Source organism: Streptomyces sp. NPDC023481 (assembly GCF_055560195.1).
The window spans coordinates 295,802-316,293 of record NZ_JBVHJE010000008.1 but is presented as its reverse complement, the minus strand read 5'-3'; the positions used below and the strand labels follow the sequence as shown (position 1 = coordinate 316,293).

Annotated in this window: 16 protein-coding genes, 2 pseudogenes and 2 riboswitches; of the genes and pseudogenes, 11 read left to right on the top strand and 7 right to left on the bottom strand. The window is 71.1% G+C overall.

Annotation, left to right across the window (positions count from 1 at the left end):
- The coding region (locus tag ACZ3ZD_RS18830) for a sigma-70 family RNA polymerase sigma factor (RefSeq protein WP_467398455.1) at positions 1-159 on the top strand (159 nt) is incomplete at its 5' end.
- Between the two features lie 341 nt (positions 160-500).
- Here the strand turns inward: ACZ3ZD_RS18830 and ACZ3ZD_RS18825 are convergent.
- The gene (locus ACZ3ZD_RS18825; protein WP_467398435.1) at positions 501-1,064 is read right to left on the bottom strand and encodes a Dps family protein; all 564 of its coding nucleotides are present in this window, start codon (positions 1,062-1,064) and stop codon (positions 501-503) included.
- An 81-nt stretch (positions 1,065-1,145) separates the two neighbouring features.
- Positions 1,146-1,511 (bottom strand): STAS domain-containing protein, encoded by a 366-nt coding sequence (locus ACZ3ZD_RS18820; protein ID WP_467398433.1) that lies wholly within the window; start codon positions 1,509-1,511, stop codon positions 1,146-1,148.
- Positions 1,512-1,866: 355 nt separating this feature from the next.
- Here ACZ3ZD_RS18820 and ACZ3ZD_RS18815 point away from each other — a divergent pair, with 355 nt between their 5' ends.
- From ACZ3ZD_RS18815 to ACZ3ZD_RS18800, 4 genes are all read left to right on the top strand, one after another.
- Positions 1,867-6,027 carry a SpoIIE family protein phosphatase gene (locus ACZ3ZD_RS18815; protein ID WP_467398430.1) on the top strand — a complete coding sequence of 1,387 codons (4,161 nt, stop codon included), beginning with the start codon at positions 1,867-1,869 and terminating at the stop codon, positions 6,025-6,027.
- A complete protein-coding gene (locus ACZ3ZD_RS18810; RefSeq protein WP_467398428.1) occupies positions 6,027-6,338 on the top strand; it encodes an STAS domain-containing protein in 312 nt (103 codons plus the stop codon). The genes ACZ3ZD_RS18815 and ACZ3ZD_RS18810 overlap by 1 nt, the downstream gene beginning before the upstream one ends.
- A gap of 109 nt (positions 6,339-6,447) precedes the next feature.
- Positions 6,448-6,843, top strand: coding sequence for an STAS domain-containing protein (locus ACZ3ZD_RS18805; RefSeq protein ID WP_467398426.1), 396 nt, complete (start codon positions 6,448-6,450; stop codon positions 6,841-6,843).
- A 169-nt stretch (positions 6,844-7,012) separates the two neighbouring features.
- Positions 7,013-9,235, top strand: coding sequence for a SpoIIE family protein phosphatase (locus tag ACZ3ZD_RS18800; protein WP_467398423.1), 2,223 nt, complete (start codon positions 7,013-7,015; stop codon positions 9,233-9,235).
- 166 nt (positions 9,236-9,401) lie between these two features.
- Here the strand turns inward: ACZ3ZD_RS18800 and ACZ3ZD_RS18795 are convergent.
- Positions 9,402-9,533 (bottom strand): annotated as a pseudogene (locus tag ACZ3ZD_RS18795) (IS110 family transposase); the annotation flags it as partial.
- Positions 9,534-10,195: 662 nt separating this feature from the next.
- On the opposite strand from ACZ3ZD_RS18795, the gene ACZ3ZD_RS18790 reads away from it, so the two are divergent.
- The 4 genes and pseudogenes from ACZ3ZD_RS18790 to ACZ3ZD_RS18775 all read left to right on the top strand — a co-directional run.
- Positions 10,196-10,660, top strand: coding sequence for a hypothetical protein (locus tag ACZ3ZD_RS18790; RefSeq protein WP_467398421.1), 465 nt, complete (start codon positions 10,196-10,198; stop codon positions 10,658-10,660).
- A gap of 18 nt (positions 10,661-10,678) precedes the next feature.
- Positions 10,679-12,520 (top strand): alpha/beta hydrolase, encoded by a 1,842-nt coding sequence (locus ACZ3ZD_RS18785; RefSeq protein ID WP_467398420.1) that lies wholly within the window; start codon positions 10,679-10,681, stop codon positions 12,518-12,520.
- 116 nt (positions 12,521-12,636) lie between these two features.
- Positions 12,637-13,467: a hypothetical protein gene (locus tag ACZ3ZD_RS18780; RefSeq protein ID WP_467398417.1), complete on the top strand. Its 831-nt coding sequence runs from the start codon at positions 12,637-12,639 to the stop codon at positions 13,465-13,467.
- Between the two features lie 72 nt (positions 13,468-13,539).
- Positions 13,540-14,039 (top strand): annotated as a pseudogene (locus ACZ3ZD_RS18775) (IS110 family transposase); the annotation flags it as partial.
- On the opposite strand, the gene ACZ3ZD_RS18770 reads toward ACZ3ZD_RS18775, so the two are convergent.
- From ACZ3ZD_RS18770 to gcvT, 4 genes are all read right to left on the bottom strand, one after another.
- Positions 14,026-15,393, bottom strand: coding sequence for an L-serine ammonia-lyase (locus tag ACZ3ZD_RS18770; RefSeq protein ID WP_467398415.1), 1,368 nt, complete (start codon positions 15,391-15,393; stop codon positions 14,026-14,028). The pseudogene ACZ3ZD_RS18775 and the gene ACZ3ZD_RS18770 sit on opposite strands and share 14 nt — an antisense overlap.
- Before the next feature lie 102 nt (positions 15,394-15,495).
- A complete protein-coding gene (gene glyA / locus ACZ3ZD_RS18765; protein ID WP_467398413.1) occupies positions 15,496-16,764 on the bottom strand; it encodes a serine hydroxymethyltransferase in 1,269 nt (422 codons plus the stop codon).
- A gap of 14 nt (positions 16,765-16,778) precedes the next feature.
- Positions 16,779-17,156: a glycine cleavage system protein GcvH gene (gene gcvH, locus ACZ3ZD_RS18760; RefSeq protein WP_467398411.1), complete on the bottom strand. Its 378-nt coding sequence runs from the start codon at positions 17,154-17,156 to the stop codon at positions 16,779-16,781.
- Between the two features lie 120 nt (positions 17,157-17,276).
- Positions 17,277-18,404, bottom strand: a complete 1,128-nt coding sequence (gene gcvT, locus ACZ3ZD_RS18755; RefSeq protein ID WP_467398409.1) for a glycine cleavage system aminomethyltransferase GcvT — start codon at positions 18,402-18,404, stop codon at positions 17,277-17,279.
- A gap of 44 nt (positions 18,405-18,448) precedes the next feature.
- A riboswitch (glycine riboswitch) is annotated at positions 18,449-18,562 on the bottom strand.
- A riboswitch (glycine riboswitch) is annotated at positions 18,563-18,667 on the bottom strand.
- Positions 18,668-18,829: 162 nt separating this feature from the next.
- Here gcvT and ACZ3ZD_RS18750 point away from each other — a divergent pair.
- Positions 18,830-19,474, top strand: a complete 645-nt coding sequence (locus ACZ3ZD_RS18750; protein WP_467398407.1) for an AAA family ATPase — start codon at positions 18,830-18,832, stop codon at positions 19,472-19,474.
- A 66-nt stretch (positions 19,475-19,540) separates the two neighbouring features.
- Complete coding sequence (locus ACZ3ZD_RS18745) at positions 19,541-20,332, top strand: enhanced serine sensitivity protein SseB (RefSeq protein ID WP_467398404.1); 792 nt, start codon at positions 19,541-19,543, stop codon at positions 20,330-20,332.
- Positions 20,333-20,492 lie beyond the last annotated feature (160 nt).

Genomic DNA, 20,492 nt, shown 5'->3' with positions numbered 1-20,492 from the left:
CTGGACGAGCGGGACCGGAAGATCATTCACTGGCGGTTCGTGGAGGAGCTGACCCAGGCGCAGATCGGGGAGCGTCTCGGTGTCTCCCAGATGCATGTCTCCCGGCTGATCACCCGCCTGCTGGGCCGCCTGCGCGAGGGCATGCTCAGCACCACCTGACACCCACCGGCGCCGACCCGGTTTCGGCGCCGGTCACGCGGCCGCCCCGGGAGCAACCGGGGCCACGGCCGCCCAGGCCGCCGGCGAGGGCCGGCGGCCTTTTGTCTTCCCCCGAGTCGGCCGACCGCCCCGGCCGGCCCCTTTCGCGCTGTGGTGCAGCCGGATCGGACTCGCGCGGTGGTGCGCCGGGCCGGAGGCCCTTTCCAGGCCCGCTGGGCGTGCCCGCCACCAGCCGGCCCGGGTCGCAGGACCAAGCCGGCCGCGCTTCCCCGCAGGGTGTCGGCACCGGAGCACGTCCGGGCCCGGGCCGTCAGGAGCCCGGGCCCGGGATCAAGCGGGCGTCAGCCCAGTTCGGCGCCCTTTTCGGCCGCCTCTTCCTCTGTGTGGGCCCCGCCCGTCGCCAGGGTGCCACCCGTGCTTTCGAGGTGGGCGCGGACGAACCACTGGAACTGCTCCAGGTCGCGGAGCTGGCCGATGAGGAGGTCCTCGGTCGCGGGGTCGATGTCGCCCGCCTCCTTGATCGCGGCGCGGACGCCCTCGATCACCCCGGTGTAGACGAGGTCGAGCGCGCCGAGGTGGGCGATCGCGTCGGCGCGGCCGATGGAGTAGTCGTCCCACGTGCGCTCGGCGACCAGCGTGCCCGGCGTGCCCTGCGCGACACCGCCGAGCGCGGCGATGCGCTCCGCCACGTCGTCGGCCATCTCCCGGACCTGCTCCACCTGCGGGTCGATCATCTCGTGCACGGCGATGAAGTGCGGCCCCACCACGTTCCAGTGCACGTGCTTGAGGGTCAGATGGAGATCGTTGAGCGCGTGCAGGCGCAGCTGGAGTGCACCGATCAGCCGGCCGGCCGCCTCGCGCTCGATCCCGGGAACCGTGTACTTCGGGGTCAGGTCCTTGGTCATGACACACCTCGACGTCGATAGGGGACTGGCTGCCTCCTCCACGGTTGCCCCGGTTCGACCTGGTCAGACCTGCGCCGAGGATCAGGCCGTACCCAGGGCGTCGACGGCCTCCTCGACGCTGGGGTGCAACGTGAGGATCTGGTCGAGTCCCGCCACCCGGAAGAGCTGGACCATGGCGGGGCTGAGGCCCGCCACCGAGAGGGAGGAGCCCGCGGCCTCGGCACGATGGAACGCCGTGATGATCGCGGTCATCCCCGTGGAGTCGCAGTAGCGCAGTTCCGACAGGTCCGCGATGACGCCCGCGCCGGGGCTGCGCAGCACGTCCTCCATGGCGTGACGCAGACGCCCGCCCGTGTAGTGGTCCAGCTCGCCGGCCAGTCGCAGCACCACGGGGCCGGCCGCGCGGGGATGCGTACTGATGGCCAGAGTCCCCTCTGTCTCGTTCACCAGGTCTCCTGTGTGGGTCGGCTACGACGGGCGGCGGATCGCGTCCCGCCGCCGTACGAACATCCGTGACCATGCACTGTGCACGCAGGTTTCCCTGCCAGCCCGGATTATCCTATGCAGTCGCGATCGCCCGCCTTGGAAACGGGGAACTCTCCTCCCGGACCGCGCGTTCGACGCGTCTGGAAGAATGCCGGCCGGAGCACGGAAGCCGGCCACCCCCCGCGAGGCGTTCAGGGCGCGTCGGCCGGCGGCTCCGGGGGCAGGCGGGCAGAGGTACGCGGACACGGGACGGTCGTGTGCGCAGTCGGTATGGGGACGCCCACAGGATGGGCCGGCACGAGGGGACGGATGTCGCGTGGAGCGTTCGGGCCAGGCGGAAAGCGGTCCGCAGCCGACGGCGGCGATCGGCGACGTCTTCGCCGTCGACCACGAGGTGGGCAAGGACCTCGCCGAGGTGGACTGGGCGGCCACGCCGCTCGGTCCCCCGCAGGAGTGGCCGCAGAGCCTGCAGACGACCGTCAGCATCCTGCTGTCGTCCCGTTTCCCCATGTGGATGGCGTGGGGCGAACAGCTGACGTTCTTCTGCAACGCCGCCTACCGGCGTGACACGCTCGGCCGCAAGTACCCGTGGGCGCTGGGCCGCCCCGCGTACGAGGTGTGGGCGGAGATCTGGGACGACATCGGGCCCCGCATCGACGCCGTGCTCAGCACGGGCGAGGCCACCTGGGACGAGGGGCTGCTGCTGTTCCTGGAGCGCTCCGGCTACTCCGAGGAGACCTACCACACCTTCTCCTACAGCCCGCTGCGGGACGACGCCGGCGACGTCGTGGGAATGCTGTGCGTGGTCAGCGAGGACACCGACCGGGTGATCGGCGAGCGGCGGATGGCCACGCTGCGCGACCTGGGTTCGGACCCGAGCGTGATCCGCACCGAGCAGGAGGTGCTGGCCTTCGCCGACCGGCAGCTGGACCGCAACCGCAAGGACCTGCCCTTCACCCTGACCTACCTGTTCGACGGGGACACCGCCCGGCTGGCCGGCTCGACCGGCATCGACGCGGACCACCCCGTCGCACCGGCCGCCCTCCCGGTCCAGGGCTCCGAGGGGGTGTGGCCCGCCGCCGCCCTGGCCAGGGGCGAGGCGACCCTGGTGCAGCTGGCCGGGGACGACCTCGCCGCCCTGCCCGCCGGCGACTGGCCCGAACCGCCCGCGCAGGCACTCGTGGTGCCGCTGCTGCAGCAGGGCAGCGCGCCGTACGGCTTCCTCGTGGCCGCCCTCAACCGGTACCGCGTGCTGGACGAGGGCTACCGCGGGTTCGTCGAGCTGACCGCGGGCCACATCGCCTCGGGCATCGGCAGCGCGCGCAGCTACGAGGCGCAGCAGCGACGCGCGGAGGAACTGGCCGAGCTGGACCGGGCCAAGACCACCTTCTTCTCCAACATCAGCCACGAGTTCCGTACCCCGCTGAGCCTGATCATGGGACCGGTCGAGGAACTGCGCACCCGGTTCGCCGACGCCGAGGAGCACGTACGCGAGGAACTCGACGTCATCCAGCGCAACGGGCTGCGCCTGGGCAAGCTGGTCAACACGCTGCTGGACTTCTCCCGGATCGAGGCCGGCCGCATGCAGGCCCGGTACGAGCCGGTCGACCTGGCCGTGGTGACCGCGGAGCTGGCCAGCGTCTTCCGCTCGGCCATGGAGAAGGCCGGCCTCGCCTTCGAGGTGGACTGCCCCTCCCTGGACGAGCCGGTGCACGTCGACCGCGGCATGTGGGAGAAGGTGGTCCTCAACCTGCTGAGCAACGCGCTGAAGTTCACCTTCGACGGCACGGTCCGGGTGAGCGTGCGCCGCGTGGACGGGCATGCCGTGATCACCGTCGCCGACACCGGCATCGGTGTGCCGCAGACGGAGATGCAGCGGCTGTTCGAGCGCTTCCACCGCATCGAGAACGCCCGGTCCCGCTCCAACGAGGGCAGCGGCATCGGACTGGCCCTGGTGCAGGAACTCGTCGTCCTGCACGGCGGCGAGATCACCGCGCAGAGCGCGGAGGGCGAAGGCACCACCTTCACCATCCGGTTGCCCTTCGGGTCCGCCCACCTGCCGCCCGAGTTCGTGGTACCCGCGGGGGAGAGCGTCACGGACTCCGCCACGGCCGCCCCGTACGTCCAGGAGGCCCTGCGCTGGCTGCCGGAGAACGGGACCCGCACGGCGGCCGAGGAGACGGCGCTGCGCACCGGCGCGAACGCCGCCGCCGGCACCGCCAGCGCCCGGGTGCTGGTGGCCGACGACAACGTCGACATGCGCGAGTACCTCACCCGCATCCTGACCGGAGCGGGATACGAGGTCACCGCGGTCACCGACGGCGTCGAAGCGCTCGAACACGCCCGCCGTGACACCCCCGACCTCGTCGTCAGCGACGTGATGATGCCCCGGCTGGACGGACTGGAGCTGGTGGCGAGGCTGCGCGGTGACACCCGTACCGCCTCGCTGCCCGTGCTGCTGCTGTCGGCCCGGGCCGGCCAGGAGGCGTCGATCGAGGGGTTGCAGGCGGGCGCCGACGACTACCTGGTCAAGCCGTTCGCCGCCGCCGAACTGCTGGCCCGGGTCCGCGCGAACGTCGAACTGGCCCGGCTGCGCAGCCACCACGTCCGATGGCGGACCGCGCTCATCGACTCCCTCCAGGAGGCCTTCTTCGTCTGCGACGAGGCCGGCGCCGTCGTGGAGATCAACACCGCGTTCACCGACATCCTCGGCTACGGCCCCGAGGGCCTGCCGTACGCACCGCTGCACCCCTGGTGGCCGGACGCCGAGACCGACCCCGAGGCGCACCGCCAGGTCCACGAGGCGTTCGCCGGGCTGCTGACGAACACGCAGGGCACCTACACCGTGCCCGTCACCCACCGCGACGGCCAGCGGCTGTGGGTCGCGGCCACCTACAACAAGGCCGAGGACCCGGACACGGGACGGCAGGTCACCGTGGGCACGTTCCGTGACGTGACCGCCGAGCACTACGCCGTCCAGCGCGAGACGGCGCTGGCCGCCCTCAGCACCTCCCTGTCCAGGGCCGACAACCTCTCCGACGCGCTGTCGGGTGCCCTCGCCGAACTGAAGGCCCTGTGGCGGGCGCGGTCCGTCGTCGCCGCCGTCCTCGGGCGCGGCGACGCACCGGTGTTCACGGCCACCGAACCCGGCCTGCGCTGGGAGGACCTGCCCCGGGAGCGCCGGGACGCGCTCGCCGCGCTGTCCCGCCAGGTACCGCTCACCCCGGTGGCCGGGGACGGCGGCGCGGGGGTGCTGCTGGAGCATCCCGACGGACCGCTGGCGGTCTGGATCGACCTGGGCGAGCACCGGCCCTTCACCTCCGAGGACCAGCTGCTGTTCTCGCTGCTGGCCGGGCACCTCGCGCAGGGTCTGGTGCGCGCCCACCAGATCGACCAGCAGCGGGAGACGGCCATCGCGCTGCAGCGGGCCATCCTCGGCCCGGCCCGGCTCCCCGAGGGCTTCGCCGTGCGCTACGAGCCGGCCACGCGCCCGCTGGAGGTGGGCGGCGACTGGTACGACACCGTCGCCCTGCCCGACGGACGGATCGGCATCGTCGTGGGCGACTGCGTGGGCCGGGGCCTGGAGGCGGCCAGCGTCATGGGGCAGCTGCGCAGTGCCTGCCGGGCGCTGATGCTCCAGGACCCGAGCCCGTCCCACACGCTCATGGCCCTCGACCAGTTCGCCGCGAGCGTTCCCGGCGCGCTGTGCACGACCGTCTTCTGCGGCGTCCTCGACCCGGGCTCCGGGGAGCTGACCTATTCGAGTGCCGGACACCCGCCGGGCATCGTCGCGCACGCGGACGGGACCACCCGGCTGCTGGAGGAGGGCCGGTCCCTGCCGCTGGCCGTACGGCCTGGCCGGGAGCGCCCGGAGGCCTCGTGCACCCTGCCCGCGCGGGCCACGCTGCTGCTGTACACCGACGGGCTCGTGGAACGCCGCCGGCGCCCGCTCAGCACCGGGATCGACCAGGCCGGCACGGCCGTCCAGGAGGGCCGCGACGTCCCCGTGGACGATCTCGCCACCCAGGTCATGTCGCGGCTCGCACCGGCCGGCGGGTACGACGACGACGTCGCGCTGCTGCTCTACCGTCACCCGGCGCCGCTGGAGATGTCCTTCCCGGCCGAGTCGTCCCAGCTCGCGCCGGTCCGCAAGGCGCTGCGCAGCTGGCTCGACCAGTGCGACCTCCCGCCGAGCACCGTGCAGAACGTGCTCGTCGCCGCCGGCGAGGCGTGCGCCAACGCCATCGAGCACGGCCACCGGCACGCCCCGGGGGAGGCGGTGCGGCTGCGTGCCGTGGCCCTGGTCGACAACCTGCGCCTGACGGTGGCCGACAGCGGCCGGTGGAAGACGCCGCAGCCCGAACTGAACGCCCACCGCGGACGGGGCGTCGCCCTCATGCGGGCCATGATGCAGCAGGTCACCATCACCCCCGGCCCGTCCGGCACCACCGTCGACATGCAGATGAGGATCGCCTGATGACCACCCCACTGACCCTGACTCCCGGTCGGCGCGCGGACGGCACGCCCCGTCTCACGGTCACCGGTGAGATCGACATGAGCAACGTCGGCTCCCTGGCCGAGGCGCTGGACGGCGGTTCGGGATCCCTCGTGCTGGACCTGACCGCGGTGGAGTACCTCGACAGCGCCGGGCTGAGCGTGCTCTTCGCGCACGCGGACCGGCTGGAACTCGTCGTCACACCGCTGCTGGAGCCCCTCCTCACCGTCTCGGGCCTGTCCGACCTCGTCACCGTCCACGGCCCCGGCGGCGACGGTGTGCTGCGGCGATGACGGTGCGATGCGACAGCCCCCGCCCCGTACCCGTGCCCGACGCCCGCGTCCCCACCAGGACGCACGCCACCGCCGTCCCCGAGCCTCCCGGCCAGGAGTGATCAGCAACGTGACCGACACCCTCCACGTGACCGTCCCGCACCGGAGCGGCCGCAGCGCCGTCGTCGCCGTCTCCGGAGACGTGGACCTGCATACCGCGCCCACCCTGCGCGCAGAGGCCCTGTCCGTCGTGGACCAGGGCGTCCCGCACCTCGTGCTGGACCTGGCGCGGGTCGAGTACATCGACTCGACCGGACTCAGCACCCTCATCTCCCTCCTGCAGGCGACCGAGGCGGCGGGCGGCTCGCTCCGCCTGGCGCAGATCCCCGGCCGCCTGATGCGGATGGTGACGATGACCGGTCTGTCCCAGCTGCTGCCCGTGCACGAGACGGTCGCCGACGCGCTGGCCGCCCTGGCCGGTGCCGCGTCCGACGCGGCCGCGGACGGCACCGCCGCACCCAGCTGATGGCACCGGCGACGGGGGTGCGCGGGTCGGCCGGTTCGTGTTCCGATCGCGCCCCGGGAGGGTTGAACCGGCCATCGTGGTGCATACGACCCTGGGGGGCATTGACCGATGCCGTGCGAGATGATGGCATGCCCGGCGTTCGGGGCCGGAGATCGGCGAGGGGGGCGATGTGACGACCGAGCCTGAGCGGCGGTTGGCGGGCGAAGTCCGCCGGCCCGAGACGGCGGGCGCCGTGGACGAGGACCTGGCGCTGCTGTTCGGCACGTCGACGGCGCTGTTCGCCTCCCTGGCGGGGCCCGCGCACGTGCTGGAGGCGGCGAACCCGGCGTTCTTCGCGGCCATCGGCGGGGGGCGGCGGGAACGCACCGGTGTGCCGCTGGTCGAGCTGATGCCGGAGCTGACGGCCCAGGGCTTCATCGGGCTGCTGGACAGGGTGTACCGGTCGGGGGAGCGGCACGTGGGCCGGGACGCCCGTGTCCTCATCGGGGTCGGCGACGACACCCGCGAGGCGTACTTCGACTTCACCTACGAGGCCCGCCGCGACGCCGTCGGCAACATCATCGGCGTCCGGATGATCGGCGTGGAGACCACGCAGGCGAAGCACGCCCGGCGGCTGGCCGCCGAGCAGCGCGCGCTGCTGGAGCAGATCGCCCGCCAGGCACCGCTGCGGGAGGTGCTGGACGGCATGTGCGGGGCGATCGAGGAACTCTCCCCCGACGTCATCGTCTCGGTGCTGCTGGCCGACGCGGACGGCCGGCACCTGCACCACGGCGCGGCGCCCAGCCTGCCCGACTTCTACAACGAGGCCATCGACGGCATCGCCACCGGCGAGGGCGTGGGTTCCTGCGGCACCGCCGCCCACCGGCGCCGCAGTGTGATCGTCAGCGACATCGCCACCGATCCGCTGTGGGACGACTTCCGTGACCTGGCCGGCCTCGCGGGGCTCGCCGCCTGCTGGTCGACGCCGATCCTCGGCCGCGACGGCGCGCTGCTGGGCACCTTCGCGATGTACCACCGCACGCCGCGTGCCCCGCACCCGACCGACCTCGCGCTGGCCCGGGTCTTCGCCGACACCGCGGCCCTCGCCATCGAGCGGCACCGCGCCGAGCAGGCCCGGCGGGAGGCGGACGCGCGGGAGAAGGCGGCCCGCGAGGACCTCGCCTTCCTGCTGGCCGCCAGCACCTCCCTGTCCGGCCGGCTGGACGAGGAGCAGACGCTGCAGCGCCTCGCGGCCCTGGCCGCCCCGGCCCTGGCGCCGCTGGCCGCGGTCGACGTCGTGGAGGCGGGACGGGTGCACCGGGTGGCGGCCGCCGCCCCGACCGAGGAGGCGCGGGCTCTCCTCGGCGCGCACGCACCGGCACTCGACGCCTCCGCCGACGACGCCGTCGCCCGCGTCCTGGCCTCCGGGCTGACCGAGGTGGCCCGCCGGACGCCGACGGGCCCCGGCCCCTGGCACGAGCTGGGCGTCACCGGCTACGTGGTGGTGCCCCTCGTGGACCGCGGGCGGCCCTTCGGAGCGCTGACCCTGATGTCCACGGACGGGGACTGCTTCGACGGCCACCGGATCGCCCTGGCGGAGGAACTGGCCCGCCGTGCCGCCTCCGCCGCCCGCAACGCCCGCCAGTACGCCCAACGCGCCGCCCTGGCCCGCGACCTGCAGTCCGGCCTGCTGCTGCCCGACCTGCCGGACATCCCCGGCGCCCGGCTCGCCGCGTTCTACCACCCGGCCGGCGAGGGGCTGGAGATCGGCGGCGACTTCTACGACGTCTTCCCCCGCGGCGACGGCAGCTGGGCCTTCATCCTGGGGGACGTCTGCGGGCGCGGCGCCAAGGCCGCCACCACGACGGCCCTGGTACGGCACACCGTCCGCGCCGTCGCCCCCCTGCTGGACGACCCCGCCGACATCGTCGGGGCCGTCGACAAGGCCCTGAACGACTGCCACACCCGCCACCACAACGGCTTCGTCACCCTCGTCTACGGCCACCTGTCGCCCACGGCCGACGGACTCGCCGTCCACCTGGTCCGGGCGGGCCACACCCTGCCGCTCCTGCTGGACCGCGACCACGCCGTCCAGACGATCGAAGCGTCCGGCGGCCTGCTCGGCATCGGCATCCCACCGCGCCTCACCGCCCGCCGCTTCACGCTCCACCCCGCCGAGAGCCTGCTGCTGTACACCGACGGCATCACCGAGTGCCGCGGCTCGGGCACCGAACAGTACGGCGACATCCGCCTGGCCAAGGCCCTCGCCTCCGCGGCCCGCCACCCCGGCCCGGCCGACGTCGTCCGCACCCTGTCCGAGGACGTCCAGACCTTCCTGGACGGCCGAGACGTGGACGACGACCAGGCCGCCCTGGTCATCACGGCAAACACCCCGCAACCCACCGGGACGTGACCTCGCACCGGGGGGCAATCCGCAGTTGATCCCAGAGAAGGCATGATCGACATCATGGCAAGCCAGCCTCTGGCTCGTGCTGTCGGGCTTGGACGGAGGTCCTGTTCAATCACCCTGGGGCGCCGAGAAGATGTTCGGCCTCGGTGCCGAAGGACCAGGTGCGTCCGCTGCGCAGGATGTTCGCCAGGACCCGGGCGTCGCCAGGGTCGGACTTCTTGCGGCTGACGCCGTGGCGGTCGCGGTAGCGGGCCGCAGCGAGGGGGTTGATCGCGAAGATCTGTCGGCTGCCGGTGCGCAGGGGAAACGGAGGTATCAGCCCGGTGTCCGCGTCATCACCGCGAACCCCACCGCATCCGTGGTCTCGTGGCGGCGCGAAGGTGTCGGGACGCCGCCCTAGTCCAACGCCTCGCAGGTCAGGGGTGACAACAGGCGCCAGGTGACCCGGGCCCTGCTGATGTCCATCCGCTGCCGGACCTGAAGGCGGCGGCGTCGAAGCCGGCGTCTCCGGAATTCTCCGAAGCCGCAGGCGCCGGTGCTCCGGCAAAGGGTGACAACTCCGCCGCGCCGGCATATGCATCCGATACTGGCGGCACCAACTGGATGGCGATGGGCATCGGTGGCGTCGTACTCCTCGGAGCCGCGCTCGCGGTTGGCGCCATCGCCCGCAGGCGACGGACGTCCGCAGCCCTGCACGCAACGCCAGTGTCCACCCCGGGCCAAGCTCTCTACGCAGCACCGGGGTTCAGTCCCTCTACTTCCACACCACCGGTCCCACCGGACAGGTTTCCCCCTCCGGTGGGACCTGGGGCCGTCTGAGTACGGATACTCAGACGGGCTGGTCGCCGACACGGATGGGGCACATGCTGCGATGTGGCTACTGTGCTTCTCGACTACCGCAGCAATGCGGTCGCACGTTCACAGCATCTCGGCGGCGTAGACGAGACACGGGGAGGGCCACGCATGGCGTGGGAGGAGTGGGAGCAGCTCAAGTCCGCGGCGGTCGAACGGCAATCGGCGCACATGCAGCTCAACCAGCTTCCGGCCGACCTGGGAGGCACCAGCTCGGGTGGCGGCGGCGTGTCCGGCAAACTGAGATCCGACAAGGCCGCGTGGTCCACGGCGGGTAAAGGGGTCGGCGACCTGCGGGACAACATCGGCAAGGCGCTGGGAAAGCTGGGAGAGGGCCAGAAGGGCCTCGGCAAGGATTCCAGGTGCCTGACCGCTGCCGCCCAGCGGGAGGTCCACACATCCTGGGAGCGCTATGTCGGGAACCTGAGCGGGCGCTGCGAGAAGCTGGCCGGTCTGCTGGAGAAGGTGGGCAACGACCAGCTCAGGACTGACGAGGCCGTCAAGGCCGAGATTGCGAAGGTGAGGACCGAGTACGAGGACACGCCGGCGGTCGGCGGTCAGTCCAAGGGCCGGTGACCAGAGGCCATGGATTACATGACGCTGAAGACCTTGAAGCTGTCCGAGTACTCGGATGCGGCGGATGGTTTCCGCGCGGCGAGCGACATGGCCAGCGCGGCCAAGGACCGCATCGAACTGCAGATCACCGTGGCCATGAAGAAGGCCAACAAGGGTGAGGCAGCAGATGCGGCGGACGGCCAGTTGCGGGAGCTGGCGAAGAACTTCCACTACGCGCAGGTCGAGTGCAATCTGGTCAGCACGGCGCTGGACGGGTTCGTGTACGACATGGAGGCGGCCAGGAAGAAGCTGGACGCTGTGGTCGAGGACGCGCACGCCAGGAAGTTCACCGTGAACTCCGACGGCTCGGTCAGTTACCCGCCCGCAGGCGAGAAGACCGACGGCAAACTCCCCGAGGGCGGCACCGTGACCAGCCTGGCGGAGGACCCGACCGCAGACGCGATCGGCCGCTATGCGGCCAGCATCGACCCCAACCCCAACGCCCGGTATGCGCAGGAATACGCCGACCGCATCGCGGACGCCGTCAAGGAGGCCACAGAGGCCGACGAGAAGTGGGCGCCGAAGCTGCGGGCGCTGAAGGCGGACGACGACCTGACCGTCTCCGACCGGGACTGGGCCGATGCGAAGAAGGACACCTCCGGCGTTCTCAAGGGAGCCGAGGACTACCTGCGTTCCATCAAGGAGCCGCCCAAGCACGGGACTCCCAAGGAGAACGCGGAGTGGTGGAAGAGCCTCAGCGACGAGCAGCGGGCGGATTACATCGCTGTCCATCCTGATTCGATCGGGTGGATGGACGGCCTTCCCGCCACCGTGCGTGATGAGGCGAACCGAACCGTGCTTGCCGAGACCCATGGCACCGCTCAGGCCGAACTGGACGCCTGGATAGCGAAGGAGCCCGACCGCTTTACGACCATGCACCAACTCAACCCCAACACGGGTGAGGAGGTGGACGTCCAGGTAAGGGATCCCGAAAAAGAAGCTGAATGGGAGAACTGGGAAGCGAAGCGGAAGGAACTGCAGGGCCGAATCGACGGCATGGATTCGATCCAGAGCCGCTACGATGACTTCGTCGGAGACGAGAGCACTCGGCCTTATCTGCTCGGATTCGACAACAAGAATCTCGGGCATGCTGTCGTGTCCATCGGAAATCCGGACACTGCCGACAATGTGGTGACGTACGTGCCGGGAACTGGCTCGAACCTGAACGGCGTCGATGGTCTCATTTCAAGAGCTGAGGTGCTTCAAGACCAAGCAGGCATCACGGATCCCACGCATTCGACGGCTTCCGTGGTGTGGCTTGGTTACGATGCCCCGCAGAGCCTCGTACCCGATGCGACTTACGACACCACGTGGGCCGACCATGCCCGCGCGCCGCTCAGCAACTTTCTGGCTGGCCTTGATGCAGCCCACCATGGAGGGCACGCGAATTTCACTCTCATGGGACACAGTTACGGCTCCCTTGTGGCCGGCGAGACCATGCGTGACCACCCTGACCTGCCGGTGGACAACGCGATCCTGGTCGGAAGCCCCGGCACCGGGGTCAATCACGCCAAGGACCTGAACATTCCTGCGGATCACGTCTGGTCGGCAACTGCTCAGAACGACCTGGTCAACATGGCCCCACCGCAGGCAGGTCCGCTGGCACCCCTGAATCCGAATGCATACAGGCACCTCTTTGACGACCACACGGCCATGTACGGGACGGACCCGACGTCTGATGAATTCGGTGGCCGCACCTTCGGGGTTGGCAATGGGCATCTTCCAGGTTGGAATGGGGAACTCATGCCTGCCCACTCCCAGTACTGGGAAGGGGATTCACTGAAGAATATGGCAAAGATCGCAACCGGAGGGGCTCCGTGAAAACGAACCGAATGCTGTCAGTCATTACGTTGTTGTGTGCGGCAGTCGCCATCACGGCTTGTGGGACCCAACAGACCAGCAGCGGGAATGGCGCAACGAATTCCAAGCAGGCCACCATGGATGAGCAGCAAGCAAGTGCACGCGCAGAGGAGATCGTTCACCAGGCGGTGAAGGGTATGTCGCCCAGGCCGACCCTTAAGCGTACTGGCCTTCGCCCTCTGGGCGCATGCGTCGCCCGGGATGACGGCGGCCCAGACGACCGTGTTCAGTACCGACTCACCTATCAGCTGACCGGGGTTCCCGGCAGCGACGCCAAGGCGCTGGTACGACAGGCTCGTGACGCCTGGGTGAAGTTGGGCTACAAGTTCCAGTCAAAGGATGGCGACTGGTCCGATCCCTTCCCCTCGGTCAGCATGCGTACCGAACCGGATGACTTCTGGATGACGGCTCTCACGGGTGTCGTGAATCGCGCCAGAGGCGAGGGACTCGCAGCCATCTCCGTGACTTCTCCCTGCTTCGCTCCCAGCCAGGGGTCCTCGGCCGACTCCACGGCCTTCCACCGCACGCAGGCCGACGAGAACGCCGAACATCTGGCTCTCGCCCACTCCAGCCGGATCTACGACGCACTCCACGTACGACACGCCCCAGCCCAGGAGGGAGACGGAATCAGCGTCCACCGGGACGCCGAGGGCACCTATGTCCACCATGCCTGGTCGACCCAACCGCTCTCGGAGGAGGAGACGGCTCAGGCGCTGGCGCGTGCACGGACTTACTTCGAGAGTGCAGGCTGGACCGTGCGACATGTTCTGGCAGAAACCGGCGTTCCCGCGCTCATCACCCGTAACGTCGAGGACGGGAGCGTGGCCCAGGTCGCCCCGTCGGCCACGGGCGCATTGCGCGTCGCGGTGACGACGCCGGTCGCACCCGGACGGTCCGCCGGCGTCTGAGTCACGGCGGAACGCGTCCCATGGTGAGAAGCCCGGTTCCTGAAAGTGCTGCCCGCACTCCAACTTGTCGAACACCAGCCGGACAAGGCCGTGCGCCGGCGCCGCGGCACAACGGACGCCATCGACGCCGAGGCGGCGGTCCGCGCGGTACTGTCCGGCCGCGCGACCGCGAAGGCGAGCGACGGCCCGGTCGAGATGCTGCGGCTGCTCAAGCTGGCGAAAGGGGCCGCCATCGAGCCCAGGCCCCAGGCCGTCAATCAGCTGAAGAGCGTCCATGTTCTGAAACTCCTGGCTCGCCGGATCCAGCACCCGACCGGGGAGATCGACGATCTGAACAAGCGCATAGCCGAGGGCGTCGACGCGGAGGCGACCGCCAGGCCAACGCCGCCCTCTACCGAATCGTCCTCAGCCGCCTGCGCTGGGACGACCGCTCCCAGGACTGCCCACGGCGACGACTGGCCGAGGGCAAAACGCGCCGAGAGATCATTCGTTGCCTGAAGCGGTACGTCCCGCGCGAGATCTACCGGCTGACACGAACGCGCTGGTCAGCCCGTTTCCCTAGCACTCGATGATGTTCACCGCCAGCCCGCCCCGGGCCGTCTCCTTGTACTTGACGCTCATGTCCGCGCCCGTGTCCTTCATCGTCTTGATGACCTTGTCGAGGGACACCTTGTGCGAGCCGTCGCCGCGCATCGCCATCTTCGCGGCGGTGACCGCCTTCACCGCGGCCATGCCGTTGCGCTCGATGCACGGGATCTGGACCAGGCCGCCGACCGGGTCGCAGGTCAGGCCGAGGTTGTGTTCCATGCCGATCTCGGCCGCGTTCTCCACCTGCTCGGGGGAGCCGCCGAGGACCTCGGCGAGGGCGCCCGCGGCCATGGAGCAGGCGGAGCCGACCTCGCCCTGGCAGCCGACCTCGGCGCCGGAGATGGAGGCGTTCTCCTTGAAGAGCATGCCGATCGCGCCGGCGGCCAGCAGGAAGCGGACGACGCCGTCCTCGTCGGCGCCCGGCACGAAGTCCATGTAGTAGTGCAGGACCGCGGGGATGATGCCGGCCGCGCCGTTCGTGGGGGCGGTCACCACCCGGCCGCCGGCCGCGTTCTCCTCGTTCACCGCCATCGCGTAGAGCGTGATCCACTCCATGGCGTGCGCCAGCGGGTCGCCCTCGGCGCGCAGCTGGCGGGCCGAGACGGCCGCGCGGCGGCGGACCTTCAGCCCGCCGGGCAGGATGCCCTCGCGGGACATGCCCCGCCGCACGCACTCGCGCATCACGCGCCAGATCTCCAGCAGGCCGGCCCGGATCTCGTCCTCGGTGCGCCAGGCCCGCTCGTTCTCCAGCATCAGCGCGGAGATCGACAGGCCGGTGTCCCTGGTCAGGCGCAGCAGCTCGTCGCCGGTGCGGAACGGGTACTTCAGGACCGTGTCGTCCAGGACGATCCGGTCCGCGCCCACCGCGTCCTCGTCCACGACGAAACCGCCGCCGACCGAGTAGTACGTCTTCGACAGCAGCTCGGCGCCCTCGGCGTCGTACGCCCAGACCGTCATGCCGTTGGCGTGGTAGGGGAGCGTCTTGCGGCGGTGCAGGACGAGGTCGTCGTCGAAGGAGAACGGGATCTCGTGCTCGCCGAGCAGCTTCAGCCGGCCCGCCGCCTTGATCTTCTCCACCCGCTCGTCGGCGTTCTCCACGTCGACCGTGCGCGGTGAGTCGCCCTCCAGGCCGAGCAGCACCGCCTTCGGGGTGCCGTGGCCGTGGCCGGTCGCGCCGAGCGAGCCGTACAGCTCGCAGCGCAGGGACGCGACCGAGCCGAGCAGGTCCTCGTTGCGCAGCCGGCGGGCGAACATGCGCGCGGCGCGCATCGGGCCGACGGTGTGGGAGCTGGACGGGCCGATGCCGATCGAGAACAGGTCGAAGACCGAGATGGCCACGGGTGACTCCTCCATACGGGTGGTGCACAAAAGCTGGTACAGGGCGCGGGCACCGCGCACACCGGGTACCTCCAGTGTGCGCGGTGCCCCGCGAAAGGTGACTTACTTGTTCAGCCCCGCGTACAGCGGGTGCTTGTCGGCGAGCGCCTTCACGCGCGCCTTGAGGGCCTCGGCGTCGTACGACGGCTTCAGCGCCTCGGCGATCACGTCCGCGACCTCGGTGAAGTCCTCGGCCGTGAAGCCGCGGGTGGCCAGGGCCGGCGTTCCGATGCGCAGGCCCGAGGTGACCATCGGCGGGCGCGGGTCGTTCGGGACGGCGTTGCGGTTGACCGTGATCCCGACCTCGTGGAGGCGGTCCTCGGCCTGCCGGCCGTCCAGCTCGCTCTCGCGCAGGTCGACCAGGACGAGGTGCACGTCCGTGCCGCCGGACAGCACGTTCACCCCGGCCTCACGGGCGTCCGGGGCCGTCAGACGGTCGGCGAGGATGCGGGCGCCCTCCACCGTACGGCGCTGGCGCTCCTTGAACTCCTCCGACGCGGCGACCTTGAAGGAGACCGCCTTCGCCGCGATCACGTGCTCCAGGGGGCCGCCCTGGAAGCCCGGGAAGACGGCCGAGTTCAGCTTCTTCGCGAAGTCCTTGCCGCGCGCGAGGATGATGCCGCCGCGCGGGCCGCCGAGCGTCTTGTGGGTGGTGGAGGTGACCACGTCGGCGTAGGGCACCGGGTTCTGGTGCAGACCGGCCGCGACCAGGCCCGCGAAGTGCGCCATGTCGACCCACAGGTAGGCCTCGACCTCGTCGGCGATCCGGCGGAACTCGGCGAAGTCCAGCTGCCGCGGGTACGCCGACCAGCCGGCGATGATCACCTTCGGGCGGTGCTCCTTGGCGAGCCGCTCCACCTCGGCCATGTCGACCAGGCCGGTACCGGCGTCCACGTGGTAGGCGACCACGTCGAACTGCTTGCCGGAGAAGTTCAGCCGCATCCCGTGGGTCAGGTGGCCGCCGTGCGCGAGGTCCAGGCCGAGGATGGTGTCCCCGGGCTGGGCCAGCGCGAACAGGGCCGCCTGGTTGGCGGATGCGCCGGAGTGGGGCTGCACGTTGGCGTACTCGGCGCCGAACAGCTCCTTGACCCGGTCGATGGCGATCTGCTCGGCGACGTCGACGTGCTCGCAGCCGCCGTAGTAGCGGCGGCCCGGGTAGCCCTCGGCGTACTTGTTGGTCAGGACCGAGCCCTGGGCCTCCATCACCGCGAGCGGCGCGAAGTTCTCGGAGGCGATCATCTCCAGGGTCGACTGCTGGCGGTTCAGCTCGGCGTCGACCGCGGCGGCGATCTCCGGGTCCAGCTCGTGCAGGGACGTGTTCAGGACGGTCATACGGCTACGACTCCTCAGCCGGCGTTCTGGGCGGTGTACTCGTCGGCGGAGAGCAGGTCGCCCGGCTCCTCCGTGACGCGCACCTTGAACAGCCAGCCGCCCTCGAAGGGGGCCGAGTTCACCAGCGACGGGTCGTTGACGACGTCCTCGTTGACCTCGGTGATCTCACCGCTGACGGGCGAGTACAGGTCGGAGACCGACTTGGTCGACTCCAGCTCGCCGCAGGTCTCGCCCGCGGTCACCGTGGAGCCGACCTCGGGGAGCTGGGCGTAGACGACGTCGCCGAGCGCGTTGGCCGCGAACTCGGTGATGCCGACCGTCGACACGCCGTCCTCGGCGGGCGACAGCCACTCGTGCTCCTTGCTGTAGCGCAGCTGCTGGGGGTTGCTCATGGCCTGGATTCTCCTGTACGCGGGGAAGTGCTGATGCAGGGGGGAGTGCTGAGGACGCGCGTGAGCAGCGCCGATGTGCCCGATGTCACGTTCCGCAGGGGCTGTGGGGCTACGACGGTGTCACTTCTGGCGCTTGTAGAACGGCAGCGCCACGACCTGGTACGGCTCGTGGGTGCCCCGGATGTCCACGCCGACGCCCTCGGTGCCCGGCGCCGCGTGTGCCGCGTCGACGTAGGCCATGGCGATCGGCTTGCCCAGGGTGGGGGAGGGGGCGCCGGAGGTGACCTCGCCGATCACCGCGCCGCCGGCCACGACGGCGTATCCGGCGCGCGGCACCCGGCGGCCCTCGGCGACCAGGCCGACCAGCACCCGTGGCGGGTTCTCCTGGGCCCGGGCGGCCGCCTCGGCGAGCGCCTCGCGGCCCACGAAGTCGCCGTCCTTCTCGAACTTCACCACCCGGCCGAGCCCGGCGTCGAAGGGGGTCAGCTCGCGGGTCAGCTCGTGCCCGTACAGCGGCATGCCCGCCTCGAGGCGCAGGGTGTCCCGGCAGGACAGCCCGCACGGGACCAGTCCGGCGCCCTCGCCGGCCTTGGTCAGCGCCTGCCACAGCTCGACGGCGTGCTCCGGCTTCACGAACAGCTCGAAGCCGTCCTCGCCGGTGTAGCCGGTGCGGGCGATCAGCGCGGGGACGCCGGCGACGGTGCCGGGCAGCCCGGCGTAGTACTTCAGGCCGTCCAGGTCGGCGTCGGTGAGCGACTTGAGGATGCCGGGGGACTGCGGGCCCTGCACGGCGAGCAGCGCGTACGCGTCCCGGTCGTCGCGGACCTCGGCGTCGAAACCGGCCGCCCGCTCGGTGAGCGCGTCCAGCACCACCTGGGCGTTGGAGGCGTTGGCCACCACCATGTACTCGGTCTCGGCCAGGCGGTAGACGATCAGGTCGTCCAGGATGCCGCCGTCGGCCTGGCAGATCATGGTGTAGCGGGCGCGGCCGACACCGACGGAGGCGATGTTGCCGACCAGGGCGTGGTTCAGCAGGGCGGCGGCCCCGGTTCCGGTGACGGTGATCTCGCCCATGTGGGAGAGGTCGAACAGTCCGGCCCGGGTGCGCACGGCGAGGTGCTCGTCGCGCTCGGAGCCGTAGCGCAGGGGCATGTCCCAGCCGGCGAAGTCGGTCATCGTCGCACCGAGGGAACGATGCACGGCGTCGAGTGCGGTGTGGCGCAGCTCGGTGGGTTCGGTACTGCTCATCGGTCGGTCGTCTCCCAGGGCAACAGGGATGGGGCGAGGAACGTTCCTCCCCATCTGTCATCGGAACCTGAGAGGTTCGCCACGACCGCCCACAGGGACGATCACGGTTTGCACCTTGGGTGGGGCCACTGGCGCAGCGGCCCGCTTTTCAGATGTGCCTCGCCCGCGCGGTAACGGGGCCTGAGAGATTCAAGGGAGGGACTTGCTCCTTCGGCGCCCCAGCGGCACAGACGTACGGCTGGGAACTCTCCCGCGCGGATTCAAACGGCCGGTATGCAGTTGGCGGCCACATCATTGCACGGCGAGCCGGCTTTTGTAACCGACCTGTGGCACGGCCCGGACCCCTCCATCACCCATGCTCATTACTCTCTCTTTACGCAAGGCGGGAAGGGATATTACCGGGCCGGCAGGGGAGGAAGATCACGGTGAACAGGACCCCGGTGTGCGCAACCGTCACCACCGGCATCGCGGTGCCGAGCCCTCGTCCCGACCCGGCCCCGGTCGTCCGCGACCTGCGCGACCGGGCCGGCCGCAGCCCGCACGCCCTGCTCTTCGGCCCCCGCGACCTGGTGGTGGTCACCGGGCTGCCCGGCAGCGGCAAGTCCACCCTGATGCACCGCGCGGTCACCGGCCACCGCATCGACTCCCAGGACGCCCGTGACCGCTGGGCGGCCCGCCTCCCCGGCCGCCTGCCCTACGCGCTGTACCGCCCCCTGGTCCGCCTCGCCCACTACGCCGCCCTGCGCCGCGCCCTGCGCACCGGCGAGGGAGTCGTCGTGCACGACTGCGGCACCCAGGCGTGGGTGCGCGCCTGGCTGGCCCGCGAGGCCCGGCGCCGGGGCGGCACCCTGCACCTGCTCCTGCTGGATGTCAGCCCCGGCACGGCCCGGCGGGGCCAGCGCGAGCGCGGCCGGGGCGTGTCCCGTTACGCCTTCCGCCGGCACCGGCGTACCATCGCCCGGCTGCTGAGCGCCGTGGAGAAGGGCGAGCTGCCCGCCGGCTGCGGCGCGGCGGTGCTGCTGGACCGGGACGCGGCGGACGTGCTCAGGCGCGTGGGCTTCGCTCGGTGAGGGACTGTCACAGCCACCCGCTAGCCTTCAAGGTCACAGCAGTGGTTCCCAGCAGGCGGTAGGCACATGGACTTCCCGGCGGACCTTCCCGCGGACTTCCCCCCACAGGCGCACCCCCAGCCGCACGGCGGCTGGCCCGGCAACGAGCTGGAGGAGGTGCTGTCGGCGTCCCTGGGCGTCCCCGCGGCGGGCGGCCGGATCATCGAGGTCCTCGGCCGCAGCTTCCTGTGGATACCGCTGCCCAACGGCGGGGGCCCGCACAGCGGCCCGCTGGACCTGCCGACCCTGGACCTCGAGGGGCAGACGTACGTCCCGGTGTTCAGCTCCGAGGAGCAGCTGCGTCAGGCCGCCGGCGCCCACATGTCGTACACCATCGCCCCCGCCGTCGAGTTCGCCCGCGGCCTGCCCCCGCAGGCGGGCATCGCGGTGAACCCGGGCGGTGTGGTCGGGGTCCCGCTGCCCCCCGAGGCCGTGGCCGAGCTGTGCCGGGCCGGCCGCACCCCGCTGGACGGCCCGAACACCGGCGGCCGGGTCCGGCTCTTCGAGCCCGACTGGCAGGACGACCCGGTCGACTTCCTCTCCGCCGCCTCCGCCGAGTTCGCCGACACCGGTGTGGTGCTCACCGCCCGCCGCTGCCTGGCCGCCATCGAGACGGCCGAACCGGTCATGTTCGTCGGTGTCGAACTCACCCGGTGGGAGGGCGACCTGCGCACCCAGCCCCTGGACGCCCTCGGCCGGGCGCTGGGCAGGGTCCCGGTCGGGTGGCCGGTCAACCTGGTCCTCATGGACGTGGCCGACGACCCGGTCTCCGACTGGCTGCGGGCGAACGTCCGGCCCTTCTACGAGTACGGCCACTGAACGGCCGGCCGAGGGGCGCGGGGAACCGCGCGAGAACCCACCGGGAACCCGCGCCCGCGTACGCACACGATGCCCCGGGCTCCGGGGCGCTTAAGCTGTGTCCGAACGCGGGGTAAGAAGCGAAGGGGCGGTAAGACAGGTGAGCGCGAGCCCAAGCGGC

Excerpts from the sequence above, each read along its gene's own strand:
- ACZ3ZD_RS18825 (WP_467398435.1), bottom strand. The coding sequence starts at position 1,064 with ATGACCAAGGACCTGACCCCGAAGTACACGGTTCCCGGGATCGAGCGC.
- ACZ3ZD_RS18810 (WP_467398428.1), top strand. The coding sequence starts at position 6,027 with ATGACCACCCCACTGACCCTGACTCCCGGTCGGCGCGCGGACGGCACG.
- ACZ3ZD_RS18790 (WP_467398421.1), top strand. The coding sequence starts at position 10,196 with ATGGCGTGGGAGGAGTGGGAGCAGCTCAAGTCCGCGGCGGTCGAACGG.
- ACZ3ZD_RS18785 (WP_467398420.1), top strand. The coding sequence starts at position 10,679 with ATGACGCTGAAGACCTTGAAGCTGTCCGAGTACTCGGATGCGGCGGAT.
- ACZ3ZD_RS18780 (WP_467398417.1), top strand. The coding sequence starts at position 12,637 with ATGGATGAGCAGCAAGCAAGTGCACGCGCAGAGGAGATCGTTCACCAG.
- glyA (WP_467398413.1), bottom strand. The coding sequence starts at position 16,764 with ATGACCGTCCTGAACACGTCCCTGCACGAGCTGGACCCGGAGATCGCC.
- gcvH (WP_467398411.1), bottom strand. The coding sequence starts at position 17,156 with ATGAGCAACCCCCAGCAGCTGCGCTACAGCAAGGAGCACGAGTGGCTG.
- gcvT (WP_467398409.1), bottom strand. The coding sequence starts at position 18,404 with ATGAGCAGTACCGAACCCACCGAGCTGCGCCACACCGCACTCGACGCC.
- ACZ3ZD_RS18745 (WP_467398404.1), top strand. The coding sequence starts at position 19,541 with ATGGACTTCCCGGCGGACCTTCCCGCGGACTTCCCCCCACAGGCGCAC.